The 22,942-nt window shown below is 65.1% G+C and carries 26 protein-coding genes and 2 pseudogenes; 17 read left to right on the forward strand and 11 right to left on the reverse strand.

Features of this window, described 5'->3' with window-relative positions; genetic code table 11:
• Positions 1-74 precede the first annotated feature (74 nt).
• Positions 75-1,235 carry a hypothetical protein gene (locus CKJ85_RS03360; RefSeq protein ID WP_095553404.1) on the forward strand — a complete coding sequence of 387 codons (1,161 nt, stop codon included), beginning with the start codon at positions 75-77 and terminating at the stop codon, positions 1,233-1,235.
• Between the two features lie 157 nt (positions 1,236-1,392).
• Here the strand turns inward: CKJ85_RS03360 and CKJ85_RS03365 are convergent, their stop codons facing one another.
• From CKJ85_RS03365 to CKJ85_RS03380, 4 genes are read right to left on the reverse strand one after another with little or no spacing between them, the layout of a single operon-like run.
• Positions 1,393-2,073: a methionine ABC transporter permease gene (locus CKJ85_RS03365; protein WP_095277750.1), complete on the reverse strand. Its 681-nt coding sequence runs from the start codon at positions 2,071-2,073 to the stop codon at positions 1,393-1,395.
• Positions 2,070-3,101: a methionine ABC transporter ATP-binding protein gene (locus CKJ85_RS03370; protein WP_095553405.1), complete on the reverse strand. Its 1,032-nt coding sequence runs from the start codon at positions 3,099-3,101 to the stop codon at positions 2,070-2,072. Before CKJ85_RS03370 ends, CKJ85_RS03365 begins: the two co-directional genes overlap by 4 nt.
• On the reverse strand, positions 3,101-3,985 hold the full coding sequence (locus CKJ85_RS03375; RefSeq protein ID WP_095277744.1) for a MetQ/NlpA family ABC transporter substrate-binding protein: 885 nt from the start codon (positions 3,983-3,985) through the stop codon (positions 3,101-3,103). The genes CKJ85_RS03370 and CKJ85_RS03375 overlap by 1 nt, the downstream gene beginning before the upstream one ends.
• A gap of 21 nt (positions 3,986-4,006) precedes the next feature.
• Entirely contained in the window at positions 4,007-4,897 is an 891-nt protein-coding gene (locus tag CKJ85_RS03380; RefSeq protein WP_095536507.1) for a MetQ/NlpA family ABC transporter substrate-binding protein, read from the reverse strand.
• A 495-nt stretch (positions 4,898-5,392) separates the two neighbouring features.
• Between CKJ85_RS03380 and CKJ85_RS11760 the strand changes: the two genes are divergently transcribed.
• Positions 5,393-5,623 carry a hypothetical protein gene (locus tag CKJ85_RS11760; protein WP_133064907.1) on the forward strand — a complete coding sequence of 77 codons (231 nt, stop codon included), beginning with the start codon at positions 5,393-5,395 and terminating at the stop codon, positions 5,621-5,623.
• Positions 5,624-5,644: 21 nt separating this feature from the next.
• Here CKJ85_RS11760 and CKJ85_RS03385 read toward each other — a convergent pair whose 3' ends face one another.
• Positions 5,645-5,992 (reverse strand): helix-turn-helix transcriptional regulator, encoded by a 348-nt coding sequence (locus CKJ85_RS03385; RefSeq protein ID WP_095553406.1) that lies wholly within the window; start codon positions 5,990-5,992, stop codon positions 5,645-5,647.
• 82 nt (positions 5,993-6,074) lie between these two features.
• On the opposite strand from CKJ85_RS03385, the gene arsB reads away from it, so the two are divergent.
• Both arsB and CKJ85_RS03395 read left to right on the forward strand, forming a co-directional pair.
• Complete coding sequence (gene arsB / locus CKJ85_RS03390) at positions 6,075-7,154, forward strand: ACR3 family arsenite efflux transporter (RefSeq protein WP_038589861.1); 1,080 nt, start codon at positions 6,075-6,077, stop codon at positions 7,152-7,154.
• Between the two features lie 9 nt (positions 7,155-7,163).
• Positions 7,164-7,571 (forward strand): low molecular weight phosphatase family protein, encoded by a 408-nt coding sequence (locus CKJ85_RS03395; RefSeq protein ID WP_038589864.1) that lies wholly within the window; start codon positions 7,164-7,166, stop codon positions 7,569-7,571.
• Positions 7,572-7,577: 6 nt separating this feature from the next.
• Here CKJ85_RS03395 and CKJ85_RS11970 read toward each other — a convergent pair whose 3' ends face one another.
• On the reverse strand, positions 7,578-7,733 hold the full coding sequence (locus tag CKJ85_RS11970) for a hypothetical protein (RefSeq protein ID WP_158221608.1): 156 nt from the start codon (positions 7,731-7,733) through the stop codon (positions 7,578-7,580).
• 21 nt (positions 7,734-7,754) lie between these two features.
• Positions 7,755-8,357, reverse strand: a complete 603-nt coding sequence (locus CKJ85_RS03400) for a TetR/AcrR family transcriptional regulator (protein ID WP_095536510.1) — start codon at positions 8,355-8,357, stop codon at positions 7,755-7,757.
• A gap of 89 nt (positions 8,358-8,446) precedes the next feature.
• Here CKJ85_RS03400 and CKJ85_RS03405 point away from each other — a divergent pair, with 89 nt between their 5' ends.
• A complete protein-coding gene (locus CKJ85_RS03405; RefSeq protein ID WP_231699057.1) occupies positions 8,447-9,451 on the forward strand; it encodes an ABC transporter permease in 1,005 nt (334 codons plus the stop codon).
• A gap of 68 nt (positions 9,452-9,519) precedes the next feature.
• Positions 9,520-9,870, forward strand: a complete 351-nt coding sequence (locus CKJ85_RS12180; protein ID WP_233126926.1) for a VOC family protein — start codon at positions 9,520-9,522, stop codon at positions 9,868-9,870.
• Positions 9,871-9,924: 54 nt separating this feature from the next.
• On the opposite strand, the pseudogene CKJ85_RS12345 reads toward CKJ85_RS12180, so the two are convergent.
• Positions 9,925-10,320, reverse strand: a pseudogene (locus tag CKJ85_RS12345) (WYL domain-containing protein); the annotation flags it as partial.
• Between CKJ85_RS12345 and CKJ85_RS12190 the strand changes: the two are divergent.
• On the forward strand, positions 10,291-10,449 hold the full coding sequence (locus CKJ85_RS12190) for a hypothetical protein (RefSeq protein ID WP_233126927.1): 159 nt from the start codon (positions 10,291-10,293) through the stop codon (positions 10,447-10,449). The pseudogene CKJ85_RS12345 and the gene CKJ85_RS12190 sit on opposite strands and share 30 nt — an antisense overlap.
• A gap of 30 nt (positions 10,450-10,479) precedes the next feature.
• On the opposite strand, the pseudogene CKJ85_RS12350 reads toward CKJ85_RS12190, so the two are convergent.
• A pseudogene (locus CKJ85_RS12350) lies at positions 10,480-10,653 on the reverse strand (HTH domain-containing protein); the annotation flags it as partial.
• Between the two features lie 88 nt (positions 10,654-10,741).
• Between CKJ85_RS12350 and CKJ85_RS03415 the strand changes: the two are divergent.
• Genes CKJ85_RS03415 through CKJ85_RS03430 form a run of 4 tightly spaced genes read left to right on the forward strand, consistent with a single transcriptional unit; the run spans position 10,742 to position 16,439 of the window.
• Positions 10,742-11,299, forward strand: a complete 558-nt coding sequence (locus tag CKJ85_RS03415; RefSeq protein ID WP_095277736.1) for a DUF664 domain-containing protein — start codon at positions 10,742-10,744, stop codon at positions 11,297-11,299.
• A gap of 33 nt (positions 11,300-11,332) precedes the next feature.
• On the forward strand, positions 11,333-14,470 hold the full coding sequence (locus CKJ85_RS03420; RefSeq protein ID WP_095553407.1) for an error-prone DNA polymerase: 3,138 nt from the start codon (positions 11,333-11,335) through the stop codon (positions 14,468-14,470).
• A 32-nt stretch (positions 14,471-14,502) separates the two neighbouring features.
• Complete coding sequence (locus CKJ85_RS03425; RefSeq protein ID WP_233125502.1) at positions 14,503-15,015, forward strand: PH domain-containing protein; 513 nt, start codon at positions 14,503-14,505, stop codon at positions 15,013-15,015.
• A complete protein-coding gene (locus CKJ85_RS03430; RefSeq protein WP_095277730.1) occupies positions 15,012-16,439 on the forward strand; it encodes a PH domain-containing protein in 1,428 nt (475 codons plus the stop codon). The genes CKJ85_RS03425 and CKJ85_RS03430 overlap by 4 nt, the downstream gene beginning before the upstream one ends.
• Positions 16,440-16,447: 8 nt before the next feature.
• On the opposite strand, the gene CKJ85_RS03435 is transcribed toward CKJ85_RS03430, so the two are convergent.
• The gene (locus tag CKJ85_RS03435; RefSeq protein ID WP_095277728.1) at positions 16,448-17,413 is read right to left on the reverse strand and encodes a hypothetical protein; all 966 of its coding nucleotides are present in this window, start codon (positions 17,411-17,413) and stop codon (positions 16,448-16,450) included.
• Positions 17,414-17,493: 80 nt separating this feature from the next.
• Here CKJ85_RS03435 and CKJ85_RS03440 point away from each other — a divergent pair, with 80 nt between their 5' ends.
• Entirely contained in the window at positions 17,494-18,162 is a 669-nt protein-coding gene (locus tag CKJ85_RS03440) for an MOSC domain-containing protein (protein WP_095277725.1), read from the forward strand.
• Between the two features lie 18 nt (positions 18,163-18,180).
• Here CKJ85_RS03440 and CKJ85_RS03445 read toward each other — a convergent pair whose 3' ends face one another.
• Entirely contained in the window at positions 18,181-18,651 is a 471-nt protein-coding gene (locus tag CKJ85_RS03445) for a tRNA (cytidine(34)-2'-O)-methyltransferase (RefSeq protein ID WP_095277722.1), read from the reverse strand.
• Positions 18,652-18,674: 23 nt separating this feature from the next.
• On the opposite strand from CKJ85_RS03445, the gene CKJ85_RS03450 reads away from it, so the two are divergent.
• From CKJ85_RS03450 to CKJ85_RS03470, 5 genes are all read left to right on the forward strand, one after another.
• On the forward strand, positions 18,675-19,544 hold the full coding sequence (locus tag CKJ85_RS03450) for a bifunctional methylenetetrahydrofolate dehydrogenase/methenyltetrahydrofolate cyclohydrolase (protein WP_186439346.1): 870 nt from the start codon (positions 18,675-18,677) through the stop codon (positions 19,542-19,544).
• 14 nt (positions 19,545-19,558) lie between these two features.
• Positions 19,559-19,876 carry a DUF3017 domain-containing protein gene (locus CKJ85_RS03455; RefSeq protein ID WP_095277717.1) on the forward strand — a complete coding sequence of 106 codons (318 nt, stop codon included), beginning with the start codon at positions 19,559-19,561 and terminating at the stop codon, positions 19,874-19,876.
• A gap of 69 nt (positions 19,877-19,945) precedes the next feature.
• On the forward strand, positions 19,946-20,803 hold the full coding sequence (locus CKJ85_RS03460; RefSeq protein ID WP_143340132.1) for a hypothetical protein: 858 nt from the start codon (positions 19,946-19,948) through the stop codon (positions 20,801-20,803).
• A complete protein-coding gene (locus CKJ85_RS03465) occupies positions 20,800-21,780 on the forward strand; it encodes an ABC transporter ATP-binding protein (RefSeq protein ID WP_095277843.1) in 981 nt (326 codons plus the stop codon). The genes CKJ85_RS03460 and CKJ85_RS03465 overlap by 4 nt, the downstream gene beginning before the upstream one ends.
• A gap of 73 nt (positions 21,781-21,853) precedes the next feature.
• Positions 21,854-22,924 (forward strand): ABC transporter substrate-binding protein, encoded by a 1,071-nt coding sequence (locus CKJ85_RS03470; RefSeq protein WP_095553409.1) that lies wholly within the window; start codon positions 21,854-21,856, stop codon positions 22,922-22,924.
• Positions 22,925-22,942 lie beyond the last annotated feature (18 nt).

The following is a 22,942-nucleotide window of genomic DNA, read 5'->3' on the forward strand; positions in this document are numbered from 1 at the left end:
ACGAGTCTAGGGGTGCAGCACGAGGCCATGAACTTGCACCGACAGCATCGCGTCCGCGCCCATATACTTCCCGTATGGCTATCGCACAATGGGAAACAAATGCTGGCGGCGCACCCCTGCAGATCCAGGCCGAGGTCGCGCCGCGTTTCTTCCGCCCCGAGGACGAGGAGCAGGCGGAATTCGCGCAGGCTCTCGTCGACGCGGTGCGGGAGGCCGCGGACGAATACACCGGCTCCGAGGAGCTGCCGACCGAATACCCGAACGAGGCGGTCGAGTCGCTGGCACACACGCTCAACGGCATCGGGGAGCTGCGCGAGGCGCTCGACGAGGGGATCTCGCCCGCAGAGGCAATGTTGCGCCTGAACCGGATCGACCAGGAACTGGCGCGACTGTCGGAGCTGGACCCGCGCTTTGTCCCGGCTCGGTACTTCGCCCGCCGCGGGTGGATCGCGGCCGGCGACTTCGACCTGGGCGCGGTCGAGCAGGTCTGCGCGGAGCTGCCGGGCCTCCTGCCCGCGCCGGAGCAGACCGATGAGGGGCTGGCGTTCCACGCCTCGCTCTGGACCGAGGACCCGGTGCCCGAGCTGGAGGTGTACGCCGAGGTTGCGGACATCATGGCGGCCGTGACGCTGCGCACCGACGGCCCAGCGTTCGGCGTTCTCCGCGCGCTCGCCGCGGTGCCCGAGCGCATGCTCGACGCCCTCCCGGGCCTGCCTCCCGCGTCTTTCTACGCCGAGGCGGCCTATGCCAAGCAGGTCAGCGACCTGCGCTTCACCGACGCCTTCCAGGAGGACAACGCCTATCGACGCCTTGTCATCGACGCCCTGGCGCAGTCCCTGAGATTCCTCGCGGCCCACTCGCCCCGCTACGAGTTCCCTCTGAAAATGGCGGACGTTGTGGACAGGATGGCCGAGCGGACCGAGCCGGAGGCGCTCGGGCTGGACGCGCTGATGGGGCTCCTCGAGCACATTCAATCCTGGCTGCCGCGCGCCGTCAACGACCTGGTGCCGCCGTGGTGGTTCGGCGAGGACAACGAGGACACCATTGAGGGCCTTGTCGCCAGCCTGACCGCCGACCAGTACGTCCGGATGGTCGCTGTGATGGACGCCAGCGCCGGGCAGCTTACCGACGAGGGCCTGCCCGACCGCGCGGCGTTCCAGGCCATCCCCGTCGACGACCTGACCATGGAGATGCTGGCCGCGGAGAACGTCACGCTCTTCGCCGAGGAGCTCTAGGCTGGCGCCGGGGCTGCGGGGCCTGCGGGGCTGCGGGGCCGCGGGTCATGCGCAGCCCCGACAAGACACATGACGAGAACCCCTTGACGAGGTCGCTGGTGAATCCCAGCACCTTCGTCAAGGGGTTCTCGTCAAATAGAACCGGCGCAGCCTACACCTACCGGCGCATGACCTTCTTCGACAGCACGTTGCCCAGCAGCTGCGCGAGCTGGACCACGACCACGATGACGATCACGGCCGCCCAGGTGACCTGCGGCTCGAACTGGCGGTAGCCGTAGACGATGGCGAAGTCACCGATACCGCCGCCGCCGATGTAGCCGGCCATCGCGGACATATCGATCACGGCGATGAAGATGAAGGTGTAGCCCAGGATCAGGGGCCCGAGCGCCTCGGGCAGGATCACGGACTGGATGATCTTCCACGGGCCGGCGCCCATGGAGCGGGCCGCCTCGATCACGCCCGGGTCGATGGCCACCAGGTTCTGCTCCACGATGCGGGCCACGGTGAATGTGGCGGAGAAGCACATGACGAACGTGGCGGCGCCGCGGCCGATGGTCGTGCCCACCACACCGAGCGTGATGGGGTAGAGCATGGCGATCATGATGATGAACGGGATCGGCCGGAAGAAGTTCACGGCGATGTTGATGATCCAGTACACCACCGCGTTCTGCAGAATGCCGCCCGGCCGGGTGGTGTAGAGGAAGATACCCAGAAGCAGGCCGAAGAAGCCGCCGACGACCATGGTGATGCCCACCATCCACATGGTGTCGCCGATGGATTCGATGAAGGTGGGACCGAGGCGGTCCCAGTCGGGTTCGGCGAGGATCATTTCGTTCATCGGGTGATCTCCTCAATGTCGGTGGTGGACTGCAGGGTGTGGAGGAACTCGTTGATGGCGTCGTCGTCGCCGTTGAGACGCACCGTCATCTTGCCGAAGGAGTGCGACTGCAGGGTGGCAATGCCCGCGTGCACGGGCTGGACGCTCACGCCGCGTTCGCGGGCCTTGGAGGCTGCGCCGAAGAAGCCGGAGTCCTCGGAGAGGTCGACGGTGAAGAGGCGGCCGGGTTCGGCGTCGAGAAGCTCTTGTGCCTCTACCTCGTTGGGGGTGTTGCGCAGGCTGGTGGAGACGAAGCGCTTGGCCACCGCGGTTTGCGGGTCGGAGAAGACGTCGTAGACGCTGCCGTACTCGACGACCTGGCCGGCCTCCATGACGGCGACCTTGTCGGCGATGGAGCGGATCACGTCCATCTCGTGAGTGATCACCACGATGGTGATGCCGAGCTCTTCGTTCACGCGGCGCAGCACCTCGAGGACCTCGTGCGTGGTCTCGGGGTCGAGCGCGGAGGTCGCCTCGTCGGCGAGCAGCAGCGAGGGGTTGGTGGCCAGGGCGCGCGCGATGCCGACGCGCTGCTTCTGGCCGCCCGAGAGTTGCTCGGGGTAGTTCTTGCCGCGCTCGGCCAGGCCCACAAAGTCGAGCAGTTCGTTCACGCGGCGTGTGCGCTCTTGCTTATCGACGCCCGCGAGCTTCAAGGGGTACTCAATGTTGCCAGCGGCGGTACGGGAATTGAAGAGGTTGAACTGCTGGAAGATCATGCCAACATTGCGGCGAATGTTGCGGAGCTGGCGCTCGGACTTGCCGACGACGTCGGTGCCGTCGAGAAGCAACTGCCCACCCGTGGGGGAATCGAGGCCGTTGATGAGGCGGACCAGCGTGGATTTGCCGGCACCCGAGTAGCCGATGACGCCGAGGATTTCACCCGGCTCGACAGTGAGCGTGACGCCGTCGACGGCGGTGACTTCGCGGTTGCCGGTTTTGAAGACCTTGGAAACGTCCCGGAACTCGATCCGGGTGCCGGTGTTGGGCATTACTTGTACTCCTCCACAAGCTCATCGAGGATCTTGTTCAGGTCCTCCTTGGAGCGCTGGACCTGCACGGCGGTGCCGTTAGAGTCCTCGTTGAGCGCCTCGGTGACCTCGGCGGACTGCCAGATCTCCACGAGCTTCTCGTAGGTCGGGTTGTCCACCTCGTCCGCCTTCACGGTGAAGACGTTGATGTACGGCTCGGCCAGCTCGGAGTTCGGGTCGTCCGCGGCGACGGAGGAAGCCGGGTCGATGCTGGCGCGCTGCAGCCAGTTGTTGTTGATGATCGCCGGGCGGCCCTCGTGGTACGCGTTCGGCGTCTGGGAGGCGTCGACGGCGACGACCTTCACCTTGGAGGCGGCCTCGTCGATGTCTGCCGGGGTCGGCGTGAGCTTCGGCGCGCCCTCCTTCAGCTTCAGCAGGTCGGCCTGGACGAGCACGTTGATCGCGCGGCCCTGGTTGGACGGGTCGTTCGGGATCGCGACCTCCTGGCCCTCGATGCCGTCGACGGAATCGTGATCCTTCCAGAACAGGCCCAGCACGTTGATCTCGCCGGAGCCGACGATGCGGAGATCCTCGTCGGAGGTGGCGTTGTACTGCGCCTGGTAGTTGATGGTCTGGAACTTCGACACATCCATCTGGCCCTCGGTGTGCGCCGGGTTGACCTGCGGGTACTCGGAGAAGCGGACGATGTCCAGCTTGATGCCCTGCTCCTTGGCCTGCTCCTCAAACACGGACCACGCTTTCAGATCGGCGTCGGTGGTGCCGATCTTTACCGTGGTGGTATCGCCGGAGCTATTCGACGAATCCGACTCGGAGCCGCACGCCACAAGGCTCGTCGCGGCGATAACGGAGGCCGCTGCTGCGGCGAGGAAACGGTTGGTACGCATGACGGTAAATTCCTTTGCTAACTACTTGCTCTGCAGGCGGTCGAGGATGTCGTTGAGCTCGTTGGCCGGGCGGCTGACCTCAACGGCGGTGCCGCGGGAGTCCTCCTGGACCGCCTCGGTCACGGCCGGGTCGTGCCACAGCTCGGCGAGCTTGACGTAGGTCGGGTTTTCCACGTCCTCGGCGCGGGAGGCGAACACGTTGATGTACGGCTCGCCCTGCTCGGAGCCCGGGTCGTCCTGGAAGATGGCCTGATCCGGCTCGATGCCGGCGCGGTCCAGCCAGGAGTTGTTGATAATTGCCGGGCGGCCCTCGCCGTACGCAGACGGGGTCTGGGATGCGTCCACCGGGACCACGGAGACCTTGGACGCCTCGGTGTCTACATCGACCGGAGCCGGCGCGTACTCGTCAGCGCCGTCCTTCAACTCCAGCAGGCCTGCCTGGACCAGCACGTTGATGGCGCGGCCCTGGTTGGTGTCGTCGTTGGGGATGGCCACCTCTTCGCCCTCAATGCCGTCGAGGGAGTCGTGATCCTTCCAGAACAGGGCGAGCGGGTAAATCTCGGAGGAGCCAACGACCTTGAGGTCGTTGCCGGAGTCCTTGTTATAGGAGGACAGGTAGAGGATGTGCTGGAACTTGTTCAGGTCCAGCTCGCCCTGCGCGAGCGCCTCGTTGACCGGGGCGTAGTCGGAGAACTGGACGATGTCCAGGTCGATGCCCTCGTCGGCGGCTAGGTCCGAGAAGACGGACCACGCCTTCTGGTCCGCATCCGTGGTGCCGATCTTGACGGTGACGTTGCCGTCGCCGTCGGTGTTCTGGCCGGCCGTGTCGTCGGACTCGTTCGAGCAGGCGACGAGGCTGGTGGCAAGAAGGGTGGAGGCCGCGATCGTGGCGAGAGTGCGCGAGATACGCATGTTGGCTCCTTTGTTGAGTTCGGGAATTGTTGACGGATAGAAATCTAGCACCCAATGTACCGCTTAGTCTATTTTTGCGGGATATTGCTTACTAAGCTGTCTATCTTGTCTTTGGAATTGGCCCATGCGTATCTCTGCGAGCTGTGTTTGCTTCGGCATTTTGCGCGTCCGTTGCGATGCGGCGCAGCGCGTCGCGCAGATGGTCGGTTTCGGGGCTGGAATCCATGAGTAGTTGAGTGTCTAAATCGCGACATACCCAGAGCAAATGCCATGCAAGATCGTCCCAGTCCGGCGCACCGGTGATGAAACTAGAGCCGTGATCAGTAGCCTCAATCTCTGAGCGATACGTGGAGGGGATTCGGGCGGCGACCTCTTCCGGTGTCGCTGTGGGGTGGACGCGAGCCGCGCAACTGAAACGTTGCGCGATATTGGTGCTTAATGCTGGGAATGGGGCTGCGCGAGGGTTAAACCTGCCGCAAGTTCCCCGGCCACAGCGTGATCACCGGCGTCGATGGCGTGCTCTGCCCGCCTGGCATGGCCATTCGTCTCGTCGAGCGGCACCGATTTTCTGGTCGTTGCACCGCGCGCAGACGACGTCTGGCTCAACCACTGCGCGCTGCGCGCCGGGTACGTCTGTCGCAAGTGAACCTCTCCGGCGGCAATGACACCCAGATTGCGGCGACGTATTCAGCTGAGGACGTGGCCAAGCTACGCGCCACGGAGTAACGGGGTTTGCGCCCGTTAGTCTCAGTCCATCTGTAGCACGGTGCGAAGTTCCTCGAACAGCTCCGGGCGCAGCCGGTGTATGACTGTCCTGCCCTGGCGGCTCTTTTCTAGGAGGCCGGCCTCGGTAAGCATTTTGAGGTGGTGGGAAACTGTCGGTTGGCTTAGCCCGGAGCGTTGCGTGAGTTCGCCCACGCTCATCGGCTCGCAGCCCTCTTCGGCGATTCTGGAGAGAAGTTGTAGTCGGCCGGGGTCCGCTAAAACTTTGAACAGGTCCGCGTAACGCGTCGCGTCGTCTTCGGAGAGCAAGCCGGAGCCCAGCGAGCAGCAGTCGAGGCCGGTGTTTTCTGTGGTGGCGACGTAATCGTTCATTCTTCCTACCTCGTCATATTGACAGTGATAAATATGCTGTTTAGTGTTCGTTTTGAATGCTGTCAATAGATAAGGATTCCAGATGGAAGACACAACCTCTCAGCCGGTAGAGCGTATGTCGTTTCTTGACCGCTTCCTGCCGGTGTGGATCATGCTCGCCATGGCGGCGGGCCTCGCCCTCGGCCGAGCGGTGCCGGGGCTTTCGGGCGCACTTGAGAGTCTCGAAGTCGGAAGCATCTCGCTTCCGATCGCGCTCGGCCTCCTGGTCATGATGTACCCGCCTTTGGCCAAGGTGCGCTACGACAAGACCCGCGAGATTGCCACCGACAAACGTCTCATGACCGTGTCCATCATCTTGAACTGGATTGTCGGCCCCGCGTTCATGTTCGCGCTCGCCTGGATCTTCCTGCCAGATGCCCCGGAGCTGCGCACCGGTTTGATCATCGTCGGTCTCGCCCGCTGCATCGCCATGGTGTTGGTGTGGTCCGACCTCGCCTGCGCTGACCGGGAAGCCACCGCAGTGCTGGTAGCTATCAACTCGGTGTTCCAGGTGGTCATGTTCGGCGTACTCGGCTGGTTCTACCTGCAAATCCTGCCTGCCTGGCTGGGGCTGGAAACCACCTCGGTGAAGTTCTCGTTCTGGGCGATCGTGTCCTCCGTGCTGGTCTTTTTGGGTATCCCGCTGTTGGCCGGGCTGCTGTCTCGCATTATCGGCGAGCGCACCAAGGGCCGCGACTGGTACGAAAACACCTTCCTGCCCCGGATCTCCCCACTCGCGCTGATCGGCCTGCTGTACACAATCGTCCTGCTTTTCTCGTTGCAAGGCGACCAGATCCTCTCCCAGCCGTGGACGGTGGCACGGGTGGCGATCCCGCTGCTGTGCTACTTCGTCGGCATGTTCGCTATTGCACTCTTGGTAGCCAAACTGTCCGGCATGGACTACGCCCAGTCGGCCTCGGTGGCGTTCACGGCTGCCGGCAACAACTTCGAGTTGGCCATCGCAGTGGCGATCGGCACGTTCGGCGCCACCTCCGCCCAGGCGCTGGCGGGCACCATCGGGCCGCTTATCGAGATCCCTATCCTCGTCGGCCTCGTCTACCTCATGCGTGGGATCGGCCCGAAACTGTTCCCGGGTGACCCAACCCTGCCCAAATTGTCCTAAGGAGACGTTATGAAGCCCTCAGTCTTGTTTGTGTGCGTCGGCAACGGCGGAAAGTCCCAGATGGCGGCGGCGCTCGCCGAGAAGCACGCGGGTAGCCAGCTCGGCATCCACTCCGCGGGCACCAAACCTGGCACGTCGCTGAACCAGGAATCGGTCGAGGCGATCGCAGAGGCCGGCGCCGACATGTCGCGCGGCACGCCCAAACCCATCGATCCGGAACTGCTGCGCAGCGTTGATCGCGTTGTGGTGCTCGGCGAAGACGCGCAGGTGGACATGCCCGACGACGCACGCGGCACGCTGGAGCGCTGGCGTACCGACGAACCCTCGCTCCGCGGCATCGAAGGCATGCAGCGCATGCGCCTCGTACGCGACGACATTGACGCCCGTGTGCGCTCGCTTATCGACGAACTCCTGTAACGGCCTTTAATACGCCGGAGTCATCGGGATGCGCTGCTTATTGCGGAACCGTGACGCCTGCATGCGTGCCGGCGACGTGCCGCGGTAGTGGGTGGTGGAGGGGGAGGTTGCGTACTTCGGATTGCTGGACGGTTTTCGGGAGCGTTGCTTCTCGATCCTCACACCGCCGCATTGTGGCACGAATTACACGATTGTGCTTTGTGAGTGGTTGCTTTGTGACCCTTCGGCCTGCGCCCGCAGCCCGTCGATAAACACGTCTACGAGCCACCCCCTGCTACGGGCGAACACCTCTTCTGCGATGGTTGGCAGCGGCCGCGACAGTGTGATGATGCCGAAATGGAAGTCTAGGACGTCGAGGTCGCCGGGGCACAGCCCGTACTTTTTCGCCTCCGTGAGGAGGGGACGGTAGAGGGCTTTTACCTTTTCTATCAGTATGTTTCGTTCCTCTTGGCCCATGTGGGGTGCGAACACGGGCAGGAATTCTTGGCCGACGGCAGGGAAGCCGTTGTCCACCATCTCAGTGATGGCGCAGCGCCACGTCGCCTCGGGGGCGCCGGGGAGGCGGGGAACGTGCTTGTCTACGATCGCGCGCATCTTGTCGATGATGTTTTCCAGCACCGCGCGGTAGAGGTCATCCTTGGTAGGGAAGTGGCGGCTCGCGGTGGCAACACCCACCTCTGCTTCCTTCGCAATGGTGCGCAGCGAGACCTTCGGCCCCATCTGGGCAATGAGCGTCGTGGCCGCCTCTACAAGCGCTTTGTGGTTTTCAGCAGCATCTTTTCGCATATCCGGCACTTTACCCTTGACAACCGAAAAATGAAACAATATGATCCACTTCGTAAAAGCGAAACAGTCTGTTCCACTTGGAGGAAACGATGAGCACAACCGTGGTGCAACAGGAAACCGCCACCACCGATGGCAGCCGCATCAACAACACCAACAGCACCGTGAAAAAGACCATCGCCCTGATTTTGGGCCTGCCGATAATCCTCGGCCTCATGCTGTGGGCGTTTCTTGCGCCCACCTTCGCCTCCGGCCCGGACGGGGTGCCGGTGGCAGTGGCGGGGCCGGAGCCGGTCGTTGAGAAGCTGCGTGCTCAGGCGGAGCAGCAGGAGGAGCACCCGGACTTCGTCGTGGTGAGCTCACAGGACGAGGCTGAAGATATGGTGCGAAACCGCGACGCGGTCGGCGCGATCGCAATCGGGCAGGGCAGCGCCACGGTCTACACCGCTTCCGGTAACGGTGCACCGTACGTGCAGATGCTCAATGGCCTTGCCCAGAACATGCAGTCCTCCGGCATGCCGGTGGAGACCGAGGATCTCGCCCCCACGACCGAGGATGACCCGCAGGCCCAGGGCCTCGCGTTGCTCGGCCTGCCGCTCGCGTTCGGTGGCGTGATCTCCGGAATGCTTGCAACCGTGCTGCTTCGTGGCCGCAAGTGGTCGAAGGTCGCAGTCATCACGGGTGTGTCCATCCTCGGCGCGGGTGTTGCGGTTTGGATGCTGCACGGCATCTACGGCTCGCTCAGCGGCAGCGTGGGCATGGAGTGGCTGGCTATCGCTGCCGGCATCGCCGCAACCTCGTCGGTCACCGCCGGTCTTGGCGCACTTCTTGGCGTGCCGGGTGCTGGCCTCGGCGCGGTGCTGACCATCTTTGTGGCTAACCCGCTGGCCGGCCTGGCCACAGGCCCATGGCTGCTGCCGGCCGGCTGGTCCGCACTGGGCCAGCTCATGCCGATTGGTGCGACCGGCTACCTCGTGCGCTCGCTGAGCTTCTTCGACGGCGCGGACGCGCAGGGTTCCTGGATCGTCCTGTGCAGCTGGATCGTCGTTGGCCTGATTCTGCTGGCCTTCGACCGTTCGAAGGAGAAGACCGCGTAGGTTGTCTCCACCCAAACACCCGTCGAGCGTCGGCGGGTGTTTCTCATGTCCTGTTAGATTCGGCGCACATGGCAACGACGACACAGCTCTATGTTTCTTTCCCCGGCAACGCACGCGAGGTGCTGGAGTTCTACCAATCCGTCTTCGGCGGCGATCTTGAGCTGCTCACCTACGGCGAACAGCTGGATCAAGGGGTGAAGTTCCCCTTCGACCCGCCGTGCGAGGCTATCGCCCACGCCACGCTTACCGGTCCGTTTTCCATTTCGGGCGGAGACGACCTCGAGCGCAATGAAACCAGCCTCAACCGGGGCGACTTCGGCTTCACCGCGTACGTGGAGACGCCGGAGGAAGGTGAGGCGCTCTACGCAACGCTTGCCGACGACGGCGGCAACGCCGTGATCAGTAGCTTCGATCTCTGAGCGGTACGAGGAGGGGATTCGGGCGGCGACCTCTTCCGGTGCCGCTGTGAGTTGGACGCGAGCCACGCAGCTGAAACGTTGCGCGATATTGGTGCTTAAAGCTGGAGGTGGGGCTGCGTGAGGGCTAAACGTCCATGTAGTGACGTGGGGCTCTGCTATCCGGTCGAGTCGGAACGTTCGCCAGTCGTTGCGGCCTCTGTCGAAGGCTTGGAGGTACCAGTACTCTCCTTGGGTTAAGAGCTTGGCTGGCTCAACCTCGCGCTCCGTAGGGGTGGCGGACGGTTTGTGGTACGTAAAGCGCACCAGTACGTGATCTCGGAGAGCGTTGGTGAGCTGCTGGAGCAGCTTTAGATTGCTTTTTTGTTGTTGCTGGGTAGCGGAACCCTCGTGATTGAGTGTGGTCGAGGCGCCTGTGAGCGTATGCGTGATGGCTCGCAGGCGTGGCGGCATGACGTGGTCGAGTTTGGTAAGGGCTCGGAATGCGGCCTCGCCGAATTCGTCGGTGCCGGAAAGGGCGTTCATACGCAGACTGGCCACGAGTGCGATGGCTTCGGAATCGTCGAGCAGGAGTGGCGGTAGATGTCGGCCTGCGCCGAGCTGATAGCCGCCGTCAAGACCGCGGCTCGAATGGACTGGATAACCGAGGTCTCTCAAGCGAGTGATGTCTCTGCGAACCGTGCGTTCCGTGACGCCGAGTTTCGCTGCGAGCTCGTGTGCCTGCCAAGTGGCGCGCGCTTGCAAGAGTCCGAGGAGTTGGAGGACTCGCTGTGTTGTATCCGCCATTGCTCTATTGCGCTTCACACTGCGGACAAGAGCTGTCCGGAAGGCATTTTAGGGTATCGGTGTCATCGTTCGACAGAAAGGAAACCTGATGTACTTCCCACGCAAGGACAATGAGCTGGATACTCTGTGCAACTACCTCGATGCGCAACTCGATGCGGTCCGTGCCAGCGCCTACGGGCTTGATGATGCCGCTGCGCGCCGCACACCACTGCGTAGTGATCTGAGTGTCAGTGGCATTCTCAAGCACGTCACGTTTGTGATGGCACAGTCGCTCTCCCGAGCCGGAAACGAAGGTTACAAGGATGCGGCTGTGGACTTTGCCTCGAGCTTTGTGCCGACCGAGGAAGAAGTGCTGGAGGTTTTGTTGGAGCGCTTCGATGTGGTTCGTGCTGACTTTATGCAGATGAGTCGTGGCGGCGACTTGGAGGCGGAGCTGCCTGTCGGCCCCTTCCCCTGGTATGGCATGGATGAGGCGCGTCCGGCGAAGCTGCGTTACCTCTATGTGCACTATGTGGAAGAGTTCGCGCGGCATGCGGGACATGCGGACATCATGCGCGAGGAACTTGATGGCGCGCAGGCGGCTGAGCTTCTTGCCGCAACCGAGGGGTGGGAGCCTAACGAGTACGTCACCCCCTGGGCGAGGTAGCACGGAGGTTCGAAACCTGTTAGCGTTTCGAACATGCGATTCAATGGAGGCGCGCCACTTTCGTGGTCCAAGCTGGAGCGGATCCTCTCCGGCGCGGAGACGGCTGCACCCGTGCCGGTGCAGCACACCGCGCCTGCTCAGAGCCCGCAGCGCGTGTCGAGCACCTCGCGCGTCCCGTTCGCCGAGCTCCACGCCGTGAGCGCCTACAACTTCCTCTCGGGTGCGAGCGAGCCGGAGGAGATGGTCGCGCGAGCCGCGGCACTGGGCGTCGAGACGCTCGCGCTGCTGGACAGGGACGGTTTTTACGGGGCGGTAAAGTTCGCGGAGGCCGCCGCGGCTGCAGGAGTGGGTACCGTCTTCGGTGCGGAGCTGACCCTGGACGGGCGCGTCCTCCCCGTCATCGCACGCGGGCCCGAGGGCTACAAGCGCCTGTCGCACCTCATGGCGGAGGCGCACATGGCAACGCGCGAGAAGGATAAGGTGGCCTACCCGCCGTTGGAGCTGATCGGCGAGGAACTCGGCGGGACCTGCGTGGTGCTGGCGGGCTGGCAGTGGGCAGAGGAAAAGGGTGCCATCGATCGTCTGGTCGATGCGTTCGGGCCCGGAAACGTCGTGCGCGAGTATGAGGCGTCCATGACCCCGCAAGACGCGGAGCACCACGAGCTTTTGGACCGTCACGACACACTGCCCGCCATTGTTACTGCCGCTCCCGGCGCAGCCACGCGGGAACACGCGCGCCTCGCGCAGGCGAAGCGCGCGCTGGCCAGGCGCGACTCGCTCGCCCAGGCCAACGGCCACCTGCATCCGATGGGTGCGAATTGGCTGCGTTCCGGCGAACAGCTCGCCCGCATGCTCCCGGGCTGCGAGGACAAACTGGCTTACACGGTGGAGCTGGCGAAGCAGTGCGCGTTTACGCTCAACCTGGTCGCCCCGGAACTGCCGCGCTTTGATACCCCGGACGGGCGCAGCGAGATGGAGCACCTGCGCGCGCTCACCCTCGCCAGCGCGAAGCTGCGCTACGCCTCCTGGTCGGAGGAGGTCCGCGCCAAGGCGCTGGCGCAGATCTGCTACGAGCTGGACGTGATCCAGGAGCTGAACTTCCCCGGCTACTTCCTCATCGTCCACGACTTCGTGGAGTTCTGCCGCCGCGAGAATATCCTCTGCCAGGGCAGGGGGTCGGCGGCCAACTCGGCGGTGTGCTTCGCCCTTGGCATCACGAATGCGGAGCCGATCTCTGCCGGGCTGCTTTTCGAGCGTTTCTTGTCCCCGGACCGGGAGGGCCCGCCCGACATTGACATCGACATCGAGTCCGGCCGCCGCGAGGAGGTCATCCAGTACGTTTATGCCAAGTACGGGCGCGACAACGCCGCGCAGGTGGCCAACGTGATTACGTACCGCCGCAAGGGCGCGGTGCGGGACGCGGCTCGCGCGCTGGGGTACGCGCAGGGGACCGCGGATGGGTGGGCCAAGGGCGTTGAGGAGGTGCCTGGTGGCGTCGATAAGCTTGCTGCACAGTTCGAAGGACAACCCCGCCACCTGGGCATTCATTCGGGAGGCATGGTGATCTGTGACCGCCCGATCGCCGATGTGGTGCCCGTGGAGTGGGCACGCATGGAGGAGCGTTCGGTGGTGCAGTGGGACAAGGACGACTGCGCGTCGGCAGGCTTGGTCAAGTTTGACATGCTGGGCCTGGGCATGCTCGAGGCGCTGCACCACATGATCGACCTGGTGCGCGACACCACCGGCCGAGAGGTGCACCTGTGGGAGCTTTCGCTTGACGACGCCCACGTCTACGACATGCTCTGCCGCGCAGATGCCGTCGGCGTGTTCCAGGTGGAGTCGCGCGCGCAGCTGGGCACCCTGCCCAGGCTCAAACCGCGAGTGTTCTTCGACCTGGTCGTGGAGGTCGCGCTCATCCGCCCCGGACCGATCCAGGGCGGCTCCGTCCACCCCTACCTGCGCAGGCGCGATGGCCTCGAGCCGGTGGTGTACGACCACCCGGTGCTGGAGAAGTCGCTGGGCAAGACGCTCGGCATCCCGCTGTTCCAGGAGCAGCTCATGCAGATCGCCGTCGACGCCGCGGGCTTTTCCGGCCGCGAGGCGGACGCGTTGCGGCGCGCCATGGGCTCCAAGCGCTCACCCGCCAAAATGGCCGCGCTGAAAGCCCGCTTCTTCCGCGGCTGCTGGGAGACCAACCAGATCGGGGAGGAGGTGGCGGAGAAGCTGTGGACCAAGATCGTTGCCTTCGCTGCCTACGGGTTCCCGGAGTCGCACTCGCAGTCGTTCGCGTCCCTGGTGTACTTCTCCGCCTGGTTCAAGCGCTACTACCCGGCGCAGTTCTGCGTGGGCCTGCTGCGCGCGCAGCCGATGGGGTTCTACTCGCCGCAGTCGCTCATCCAGGACGCGCGGCGCCACGGCGTGACCGTGCTGCCGGTGAGCGTGAACGAGTCGGGCCGCGAGGCGCGCTGCCTGGACAACGAGACGATCCGGGTAGGGCTGAACCTGGTGCGCGGGCTTGGCGACGCGGCCGCCGACCGCGTCGAGGCTGCCCAGCCGTTTAGCGGGATCCCGGACCTGTCGCGCCGGGCGGAACTGAAGGTGGAGCAGGTCGAGGCGCTCGCGCGCGCCGGGGCGCTCGACTGCTTCGACGTGGACCGCAGGCAGGCACTGTGGCAGGCGGGCGTGGCCGCCACCGAGCGCGAAGGCATGCTGCCCGGGCTCTCCGCCATCGACGCGCCCGCGCTGCCGGGGATGAACGCGTTCGAACTGCTCGCCGCCGATGTCGCCGCCACCGGGGTAACGCCGGATGCGCAACCGATGGAGGTACTGCGCGACCAGCTCCAGGCTGCGGGGATCCTGCGCGCGGTGGACCTGAAGCGCGTGGAGGACGGCACCCGTGTGCGCATCGCCGGGGTGGTGACGCACCGGCAGCGCCCGCACACTGCCCAGGGCCTGACGTTTTTGGGGATGGAGGATGAGACGGGCTTGCTTAACGTGATGGTCTCGCCTGGCCTGTGGGGCAGGCAGCGGGTGCTCGCGCGCACGTCGCGGGCGTTGATTGTGCGCGGCATCGTGCAAAACGCCACCGGCGCGGTCAGCGTGGTGGCGGACAAGTTCGAGCCGCTCGAGGTAGGGGAGTGGCTCTCGCGTGGCTCGCGCGACTTCCGGTAGGCATGCGCTGAGTCTTTGGTAGGTTGACCACCATGTCAACCACCCCGATTCCGCAAGAACCCGCGGTTCCGCAGCTGCCGACGTCCGTGGAGCAGATGCACCGCGTCTCGCCGAAGCTGATGGTGCCGAAACTGGTCTCCAACACGATCTGGGCGCTGATCGTCCTGGGCTTTCTCGGCTTCGCCTGGTGGAAGTGGGGCTGGGGCTGGGCCATCCCGCTCGGGGTGTGCGCGGTCTACTTCGTCTGGCAGTACTTCCTCATCCCGTTCCAGGTGCGCAACATGGGGTGGCTGGAAACCGAGGATGACCTGGTGCTGAGCAAGGGCAAGATGTGGCACACCATGACGGTCATCCCGTACGGCCGCGTGCAGTTTGTCGACGTCACCTCCGGCCCCGTCGCCCGCGCCCTCGGATTGAAAAAGCTGGTGGTCAACACCGCGTCCACCACCTCGGATGCCAGCCTGCCCGGCCTGCCGGAGGCGGACGCGGATGCGCTGCGTGATCGCCTGGCCGCCAAGGCTCGCGAACGGATGAGTGGCCTGTGACTCAGCCTGCGCAAGACCAGAAACAGCACCAGCCCCAGTACCGCAGGGTCCACCGCCTCACCCCGCTGCTGCGCGTGTGGACGACGCTGCTTGCCCTGCTCGCCATCGCCGTTTTCAACTTCACCATGCCGATCTATCACTGGCTGGAAGAGGAAGACGTCGGGCTCACCGACGCCGCGTGGGCGCTCGGTGCCGCGGTGCTCGCCCTGATCGTCATCTTCGGGGTGTCGCAGCTGTGGTGGGCGCGCACGGGTTTTCGCGTCGACGACGAGGAGATTGAGATGCGCCGCGGCGTGCTCACCACGCAGATCCGCACGGCGCGCTATGACCGAGTCCAGGCCGTAGACATTGTCGAGCCGTTCGCCCCGCGCCTGTTCGGCCTGGCCGGTGTGCGCATCGAGGCCGCCGGCGGCGCGCAGGCCAACATCGAAATCGCCTTCCTCCCGCGCGGCGAGGCCGAGTCGCTGCGCAAAGAGATCCTCGCGCGCATGCACGGGCAGGCCCCGCTTGACGACGCCACATTTACCGTCCCCACCGCATCCCCCGACCTCGTCGCGCCGATCCCCATCAAGCGCTCGCTCGCCGCGGCGGCGCTGCAGTTTTCCACGCTGTTCACGCTTGCGTGGGCAAGTATTCCGATCTGGTCCGGCCTGACCATCGCCGCGGTCGTGCCGGTGGTGGTGAGCTTCCTGCCGCAGATCTGGCGCACGATCGACCAGTCGTGGCGCTTCAACTCCTCCCTCGACGGCGACGTGGTCAACCTGACCTTCGGGCTGGCCAACCGCCGCCGCCAGGCGGTGCCCCTGGACCGGATCCACGCGGTGCAGCTGAAACAGTCCATGCTGTGGCGCCCGTTCGGGTGGTGGCAGGTCACGGTGACGGTGGCGGGGTACGGCTCTGAAATGAACAAGGCCTCGGGCACCTCGAAGCTGCTCCCGGTGGGCACCTACGAGCAGGCCGCCCGCGTGGTCAACGCGATCGGCCCGCTCACCGCCGCCGAACTCACAGGGCCGGCCGTGCCCACTGTGCCTACTGTGCCTACTGTTACCGTCTCAGCGCGCAGCCCGCGCCAGGCACGCTGGGTCTCCCCGGTGGATTGGCGGCAGCAGAGCGTCGCGGTGGATAGCGGCCGAGGCGTTGCGCGTGTGACCTTCGGGCGGCTGACCCGCCGCTTCCAGGCAGTCAAGATCCCGCACATCCAGGAGCTCACCTACAGGCAGGGCCCGTGGCAGCGCCGGCTCGGCCTGGCGCACGTGCGCTTCGACCTCGTCCCAGGCGCGGTGAAGGTCACCGCCCGCGACCTAGACGACGCGCAGGCGCGCACGCTTGTCGACGCCCTCCGCGCCCGCACCCTGCCCGCCCTGGAGCCCACGGACGTGATAGGTGAGGATGCGGTTGATGGGGTGGCAGAGGGGCGTCGATAAGCGGTGAGCTAGGTGTGGAGGGTGAGGCCCCAGTGCTCGATGGCCCCGGCGATCTCCATCCCACCCAGCATGGTCTTGTTGGTGTCCGAGCCGTTGGAGGTCACGCCGAGCGCCCACGCGCCCTGGTTGTTGACAGCGAAGATCGCGCCGCCCGAATCGCCGCGGTCCGAGATGTTGCGGAAGTAGAACTGCCCGTCGTGGCCGATCTCGGTGAACTCGCCGCAGGAGTAGCCGGTGGTCGCGCCGAGGCGGCAAATCGCCATGCCCTGGCGCTGCGCCTCCTGCGGGGTGATCCAGCCTTGCAGCGGGCGGTCCAACGGCAGCGAGGACGAGTACTGGGATTCGCCAGAAAGCTCGATGAGCCCGATGTCCGCGCCGAATTCGGTGGTCCGCTGGTCCTGCTGCCACAGCGACTCCACCATCGTGCCCGCGCGCGTCCAATTGCCGTTGGAATCCTTGACGTAGAAGTCGTCGCCAACCAGGCCACAGTGGCCCGCGGTGATGATAAAGAGGCGGTCGCCCTTGGATGCGAGGAAGCCCGTTGAGCACTCAGTGTCCGTCGTGGCGTTGTGGATCATGCCGCCTGGAACGACCCCGCCCGGCGCCTGGAGCCATTGCCAGTCCGTGGAGTTGTGGTAGTAAATGCCCAGGTTATCGTCGCGTCCGCGCTGGCCGGACGCGTCGTTGTCCGGGTCGATCGCGCGCCGATCGATGGGTGGCTCGGCCGAGCGCTGCGCGGAGGACGCGGTCGATCTGGACGTGGTCGGCTTGGATGAGGTCGAGGTATCCGCCTCGACGGGCGCATTGAGCATCTCCGAGATCTCGGCGGCGGCGGAATTCTGGGAGGAGGTCGTGGGCTCTGAATCGCCCGGGTCGCCCGAGTCGCCGCAGCCGGCCAACAGCGCCGCGGTGCTGAGCGCGGCCGCGACTGCGGCGAGGCTGCGACGACGCTGTGCCGTCAGAGTGGGAAACATGTGCGCCTCTTTTCAAAGCGTTGTGTGTAAACGGGGGAACAGGGGCAAATCCTAACAGTCGGGGTGTACGCTACATCACTATGAGCGGATCTGAGTCGCACGAACGTGCGACAGTGCTGAGTGCAAACGTCGCCCGCCCGCAGCGCGACCCGGGCGGGGCGGCGCGGCAGAGTGGCATTCATAAGCAGCCTGCCGAGCGGCTCGACGTGATCATTCCGGGGCCGCACTACGGCGACGGCAGCGGCGTGGTCGGCGACACGGTGGGGGACACCGCTCACCACGGCGGGCTGCAGAAGGCGGTCTACGTGTTTAGCCGCGAGCGCCTCGACTGGTGGGGCAACCAGCTGGGGTACCCACTGGACAACGGCATGTTTGGTGAGAACCTTACGACCCTGGGCATCGACTGGACCGCAGTGCTGATCAACCAGCGCTTCCGCATCGGCGAGGTGGAGCTGGAGGTGAGCGTGCCGCGCTCGCCGTGCCGCACGTTCGCGGCGTGGATGGGGGAGCCGCAGTGGGTGAAGGCGTTTACCTTAAGCGGGGACTGTGGCTGCTACTTTCGCGTGAACAAGGAGGGCGCGATCACGCCGGGCGATGCCATCGAGGTGCTGGACGAGCCTTCGCACGGGTTCACCATGGGCGAGGCGTTCCGTGCGAAGATGGGCGACGCGGAGTTGTCGCGGCGCTTGTGGGAGCTACGCATCATGCCACCGATGTATCAGCAGCGGTTGGACGCCCGGTTCGGGTGAGGCTTGGCCTAGACAGGCCTACACCCCACCGGGGAACCCCAGCTGCCGCCACGCCTCAAATACTGCGACGGCCGCCGAATTAGACAGGTTCATTGACCGCCGGCTGGGCAGCATGGGAATCCGCACCTGGTCAGTGACCTTTGGGTGGTGGCTGTGTGCCTCGGACAGCCCGGTGGGTTCGGTGCCAAACAGGAGCGCGTCGCCGTCCCGGTAGGCAACGTCGTGGTAGTACGTGGTGGCCTTGGTGGTGAACGCGAAGATGCGCGCTCCGTCCAGCGCGGCAAAGCAGGCCTCTATATCTGGGTGGATCTGCACGTCCGCGAGGTCGTGGTAGTCCAGGCCCGCGCGCTTGAGGTGCTTGTCGTCGAAGTTGAAGCCGAGGGGCTCGACCAAGTGCAGGACGGCACCAGTATTGGCGCACAGTCGGATCGCGTTGCCGGTGTTGCCGGGGATGACTGGGTTATCAAAGATGACGTGAAGTGCGCACACACCGACAGTCTAGGATGGGGTGCGTGACTGCGATCAAATTGGACGGAAAACTCTACCGCGAGGAGATTTTCGCGGACCTTGAGGCTCGCGTTGCTCGTCTCAAGGAGGAACACGGCGTGACCCCGGGCCTGGCCACCGTGCTGGTGGGGGAGGACCCGGCGAGCCAGAACTACGTGCGTATGAAGCACCGCGACTGCGAGGAACTCGGCATCGCCTCCATTATGAAGGAGCTGCCAGGCGACACTACGCAGGAGCAGCTCGAGCAGGTGATCACGGAGCTGAACGAGGACGATGCCGTCACCGGCTACATCGTCCAGCTCCCGCTGCCCAAGCACCTGGACGAGAATCGCATCCTCGGGCTCATTGATCCGGCCAAGGACGCCGACGGCCTGCACCCGGTGAACCTGGGCAAGCTCGTCCTCAACGAGCCCGCCCCGCTGCCGTGTACCCCGAACGGCTCGATCAAGCTGCTCGAGCGCTTCGGCGTCGACCTGGACGGCGCGATCGTCTGCGTCATCGGGCGCGGGGTGACCGTCGGCCGGCCGATCTCGCTGATGCTCACCTCCCGCGACGTCAACGCCACCGCCGTCCTGTGCCACACCGGCACGAAGGACCTCGCCGCAGAAACGCGCCGCGCCGACGTTATCATCGCCGCCGCAGGCAAGCCGCACATGATTACGGCCGACATGATTAAGGAGGGGGCAGCGCTTCTCGACGTCGGCGTGTCCCGCGTCGACGGCAAGACCGTCGGCGACCTGCACCCGGATGTGTGGGACAAGGCCGGCTGGGTCTCCCCGAACCCGGGCGGCGTCGGCCCGATGACGCGCACCTTCCTGGTGCGCAACATCGTGGAAAGCGCTGAGCGCGCCGCCGGCATCGCGTCCGACGCGTAAAGGTTGGGGCATTCGTGCTCTCACTCGATAACCCCCACGACATCGGCAACCCTCCCTCGCGCCTCCCCGATTGGGCACAGTGGGCGATGGTTGCCCTCTTTGTCGTGGGGTTTGTCGCCTCCGCACTGTTCGCGGCCACGGAGCACTGGCGCCGCGCGACGTTTGTGCTGGGGGCGTCGATGATGTGGCTCGCGGTGATGCGCTACGCCTGCGACTCGCGCATCGTCGGCTTGCTCGCCGTGCGCTCGCGCCGGGCGGACGCCGTCTTCTGTGTGTGCTGCGGGCTGGCCATGGTGCTACTCGCGGGTACCGTCGACTCGCTGGGGTCATGATTTGTGGCGGCCACCGGCGGACCGTGTTCACACAAACTTCATACGGGATTTTCCCGGAAGTAACATTGAATGCCTACCGTCTACCGGGTGTTTGTAAAGAAACGGTCACTTCCCGCGCTTGCGCTTTGCGTTGCCGCAGCGCTCGCGCCCTTTCCGCACGCGGGTGCCGCGGCGGTTGCGGCCCCCGACTACCAGGTAAAACTCCGCCTGAGTGATACCGCCGTCGGCGCGGACGGCGCACCGTCCGCGCAATTCCGCTCCTTCTTCGACGTCCGTGAATCCTCTGGGGCGGAGCAGTCAGTGTACTTCGACACCGCCGACGGACTCCTGGCCAACCACGGGTGGACGGCGCGCCTGCGATACAAGGACGGCGCGCAGGGATACGACGTGACGTATAAATATCGCCTGCCACTCGAGGGCAATTCGGTGTCCTCCGAAAGCGTCGGTGCCGGGCTGGAGGAGGCCCGCAAGCAGAACTTTGACGCGTCGGACACCAACTACGCGGCGCAAGTGAACGCGAGCTACGCGACGTCGACGCTGGACTTCAGCACCAAGAAGAGCGCGGCGTGCGTGACTGCGCAGTGCGAGATTCCGTCTGCCGATAAGGCCGTGGCAATTGTGAAGGACCTGGAACCCGGGAAGTTTGCAAAGGCGACCGGCACTACGCTGGCGGCGTCGGACCTCAAGATGACGCAGACCGTCGAGCAGTGTACGTGGCGCGTCGAGATCGGCGGCGTGAAGACGGATCTGGAGATCGCCACATTCGGCGGCCAGGTGTGGGCCGAGATCTCCGAGGAGGAGACCTCCCGCAAGGACGCGGTGCGCAAACGCGACACACTAGTTGCGGAGCTGGACCGGGCAGGCCTGCTCGTGCACGAGGACGCATTTAAGACCGGCAACGTGATTGAAAGCGGGTGGCAGCAGTGACGACGGCGCAGGTCGAATTGGACAGCGTGCGGCGGGAGTTTCCTGACGGGACGGGGTTGCACGCGACGTCGATAAGCATTGCGAAGGGCGAGTTCGTCTCCATCCTCGGGCCCTCTGGCTGCGGCAAGTCCACGATGCTGCGCTGCATCGCGGGGCTGGAGACGCCGGATGCCGGCACGATCACGTTTGCCGGGCGCGAGGTGTTCGGGCCGAAGACGAACACCCCGGTGAACAAGCGCAACCTGTCGATGGTGTTCCAGGACCTGGCGCTGTGGCCGCACATGACCGTGGCGAAGAACGTGGAGTTCCCGCTGACCACGGGGGCCGCGAAGGTGGACGCGAAGGAGCGCGAGCGCCGCGTGGCGGAGGCCATGGAGATGGTCAATATTGCCTCGAAGGCGGACCAGCGGCCGAACGAGCTGTCCGGCGGGCAGCAGCAGCGCGTGGCGATCGCGCGTGCGCTGGTGTCGCAGCCCGACCTGCTGCTCATGGACGAGCCGCTGTCCGCGCTGGACGCGGCGCTGCGCACCCAGATCCGCAGCGAACTCACCCGGCTGGCGTACGACCTGGACCTCACCGTCATTTACGTCACGCACGACCAGGCCGAGGCGCTGGCCATGTCGGACCGCGTCGCCGTGATGAACGAGGGCGAGGTCCGTCAGTTCGCCGCGCCGGTGGAACTCTACGACCACCCGGCGGACTCGTTCGTCGCCGGGTTCGTCGGCGTGACCAACACGCACGACACGCTACCGGACAACCGACCCGAAAACGTGCAGGTCACGGTGCTGGATGATGGAAAGCGCCCGGAATCGCTTCCGGAGAACTCCGTCATTGGCGAGGTCGTCGAGCGGCAGTACACCGGCGGGCGGTACGAGATCCGCTGCCTGGTGGACGGCGCCCCCGAGCCGTGGCTCGCCTACACCCGCGCGCCGATCGGGCGCGGGGATACCGTCCTGCTGACGGTGACCACACCGTAACCACCCGTCATCACGTCCTCCTCCTGGGCCGACCGGCCTGCGAGCACTGAACAAGAACTTTTAGGAGACAACAATGAAGAAGATTGCTGCCGCCATCGTCGGCCTGACCGCAGCGCTCACCATGACCGCCTGCGGTTCCGTCGAGTCCGCCGACAACGCGGAATCCACCGGCTCCGAAGGCGCCTCCGAGAGCCAGGCCGTATCCGCCGAGAAGTGGGAGGCCCCGGAAGGCCTCTCCGGTGAGCTGGACTACTACTCCGCGAACCCGCAGGGGCTTACCGACGCCCTCGTCGAAGCCTTCGAGGAACGCACCGATGTGAAGGTCAACGTATTCGCCGACACCACCGGCAAGATCACCGCCAAGCTCAAGGCGGAGGAAGCGAACCCGCAGGCCGACGTGGTCTACCTGGCGTCCTGGAAGGCGGCCGCGAAGCAGGCAGAGGCCGGCGCGCTCGAGGCGTACAAGCCCGCCAACATTGAGAACTCCAACCCGAAGTGGAACGCGCAGGACGACACCTTCCACGGCCGCGACGGCTCCGCGCTGACCCTGGTGGCCAACACCGACGTCATCGACGAGGCCCCGACCGACTGGGAGGACCTGGCCGACCCGAAGTACAAGGACATGGTCATCATGCCTGACCCGCGTGAGTCCGGCACCGCCGCCGACCTGCTCGCCGCCATGGTTGCAGAGTGGGGCGAGGACAAGACCTGGGAGCTCTTTGACAAGCTGTTTGACAACGGCATGATCGTCGAGGGCACCAACGGCCCGGCGCTGGACAAGGTCACCTCCGGCTCCAAGGGCATCGTGCTCGGCGGCGTGGACTACTCCGCGTACTCCAAGAAGGACAAGGGCGAGGCGTTGGAGATCAGCCTGCCGCTGTCCGGCACCACGGTCTCCCCGCGCCCGGTGATGATCATGAAGACCTCCGACAACAAGGAGGCAGCACAGGCCTTCGTCGACTTCATGTTCTCCGAGGAAGCGCAGCAGATCTCCGCGTCCAAGTACATGATCCCGGCGAACCCGGAGGTCGAGCCGAAGGAAAGCCCGAAGCTGGACGAGATCACGCAGATCTCGGACGACTGGGAGGCCATCTCCGCTGAGTCCAAGAACGTTCGCGAGCAGTTCGCCGAGCGTTACCTGTAACACCCACCCGCGGCGCGA

This window comes from Corynebacterium sp. NML 150383 (assembly GCF_002285085.1).
GTDB lineage: Bacteria > Actinomycetota > Actinomycetes > Mycobacteriales > Mycobacteriaceae > Corynebacterium > Corynebacterium gottingense.

Excerpts from the sequence above, each read along its gene's own strand:
- CKJ85_RS03400 (WP_095536510.1), bottom strand. The coding sequence starts at position 8,357 with ATGCGAAAAGATGCTGCTGAAAACCACAAAGCGCTTGTAGAGGCGGCC.
- CKJ85_RS03440 (WP_095277725.1), top strand. The coding sequence starts at position 17,494 with ATGAGCGGATCTGAGTCGCACGAACGTGCGACAGTGCTGAGTGCAAAC.
- CKJ85_RS03365 (WP_095277750.1), bottom strand. The coding sequence starts at position 2,073 with ATGAACGAAATGATCCTCGCCGAACCCGACTGGGACCGCCTCGGTCCC.
- CKJ85_RS03380 (WP_095536507.1), bottom strand. The coding sequence starts at position 4,897 with ATGCGTATCTCGCGCACTCTCGCCACGATCGCGGCCTCCACCCTTCTT.
- CKJ85_RS03385 (WP_095553406.1), bottom strand. The coding sequence starts at position 5,992 with ATGAACGATTACGTCGCCACCACAGAAAACACCGGCCTCGACTGCTGC.
- CKJ85_RS03415 (WP_095277736.1), top strand. The coding sequence starts at position 10,742 with ATGTACTTCCCACGCAAGGACAATGAGCTGGATACTCTGTGCAACTAC.
- CKJ85_RS03395 (WP_038589864.1), top strand. The coding sequence starts at position 7,164 with ATGAAGCCCTCAGTCTTGTTTGTGTGCGTCGGCAACGGCGGAAAGTCC.
- arsB (WP_038589861.1), top strand. The coding sequence starts at position 6,075 with ATGGAAGACACAACCTCTCAGCCGGTAGAGCGTATGTCGTTTCTTGAC.
- CKJ85_RS03375 (WP_095277744.1), bottom strand. The coding sequence starts at position 3,985 with ATGCGTACCAACCGTTTCCTCGCCGCAGCAGCGGCCTCCGTTATCGCC.
- CKJ85_RS03370 (WP_095553405.1), bottom strand. The coding sequence starts at position 3,101 with ATGCCCAACACCGGCACCCGGATCGAGTTCCGGGACGTTTCCAAGGTC.
- CKJ85_RS03425 (WP_233125502.1), top strand. The coding sequence starts at position 14,503 with ATGTCAACCACCCCGATTCCGCAAGAACCCGCGGTTCCGCAGCTGCCG.
- CKJ85_RS03460 (WP_143340132.1), top strand. The coding sequence starts at position 19,946 with ATGCCTACCGTCTACCGGGTGTTTGTAAAGAAACGGTCACTTCCCGCG.
- CKJ85_RS03470 (WP_095553409.1), top strand. The coding sequence starts at position 21,854 with ATGAAGAAGATTGCTGCCGCCATCGTCGGCCTGACCGCAGCGCTCACC.
- CKJ85_RS12180 (WP_233126926.1), top strand. The coding sequence starts at position 9,520 with ATGGCAACGACGACACAGCTCTATGTTTCTTTCCCCGGCAACGCACGC.
- CKJ85_RS03405 (WP_231699057.1), top strand. The coding sequence starts at position 8,447 with ATGAGCACAACCGTGGTGCAACAGGAAACCGCCACCACCGATGGCAGC.
- CKJ85_RS03360 (WP_095553404.1), top strand. The coding sequence starts at position 75 with ATGGCTATCGCACAATGGGAAACAAATGCTGGCGGCGCACCCCTGCAG.
- CKJ85_RS12190 (WP_233126927.1), top strand. The coding sequence starts at position 10,291 with ATGCGTGATGGCTCGCAGGCGTGGCGGCATGACGTGGTCGAGTTTGGT.
- CKJ85_RS03435 (WP_095277728.1), bottom strand. The coding sequence starts at position 17,413 with ATGTTTCCCACTCTGACGGCACAGCGTCGTCGCAGCCTCGCCGCAGTC.
- CKJ85_RS03420 (WP_095553407.1), top strand. The coding sequence starts at position 11,333 with ATGCGATTCAATGGAGGCGCGCCACTTTCGTGGTCCAAGCTGGAGCGG.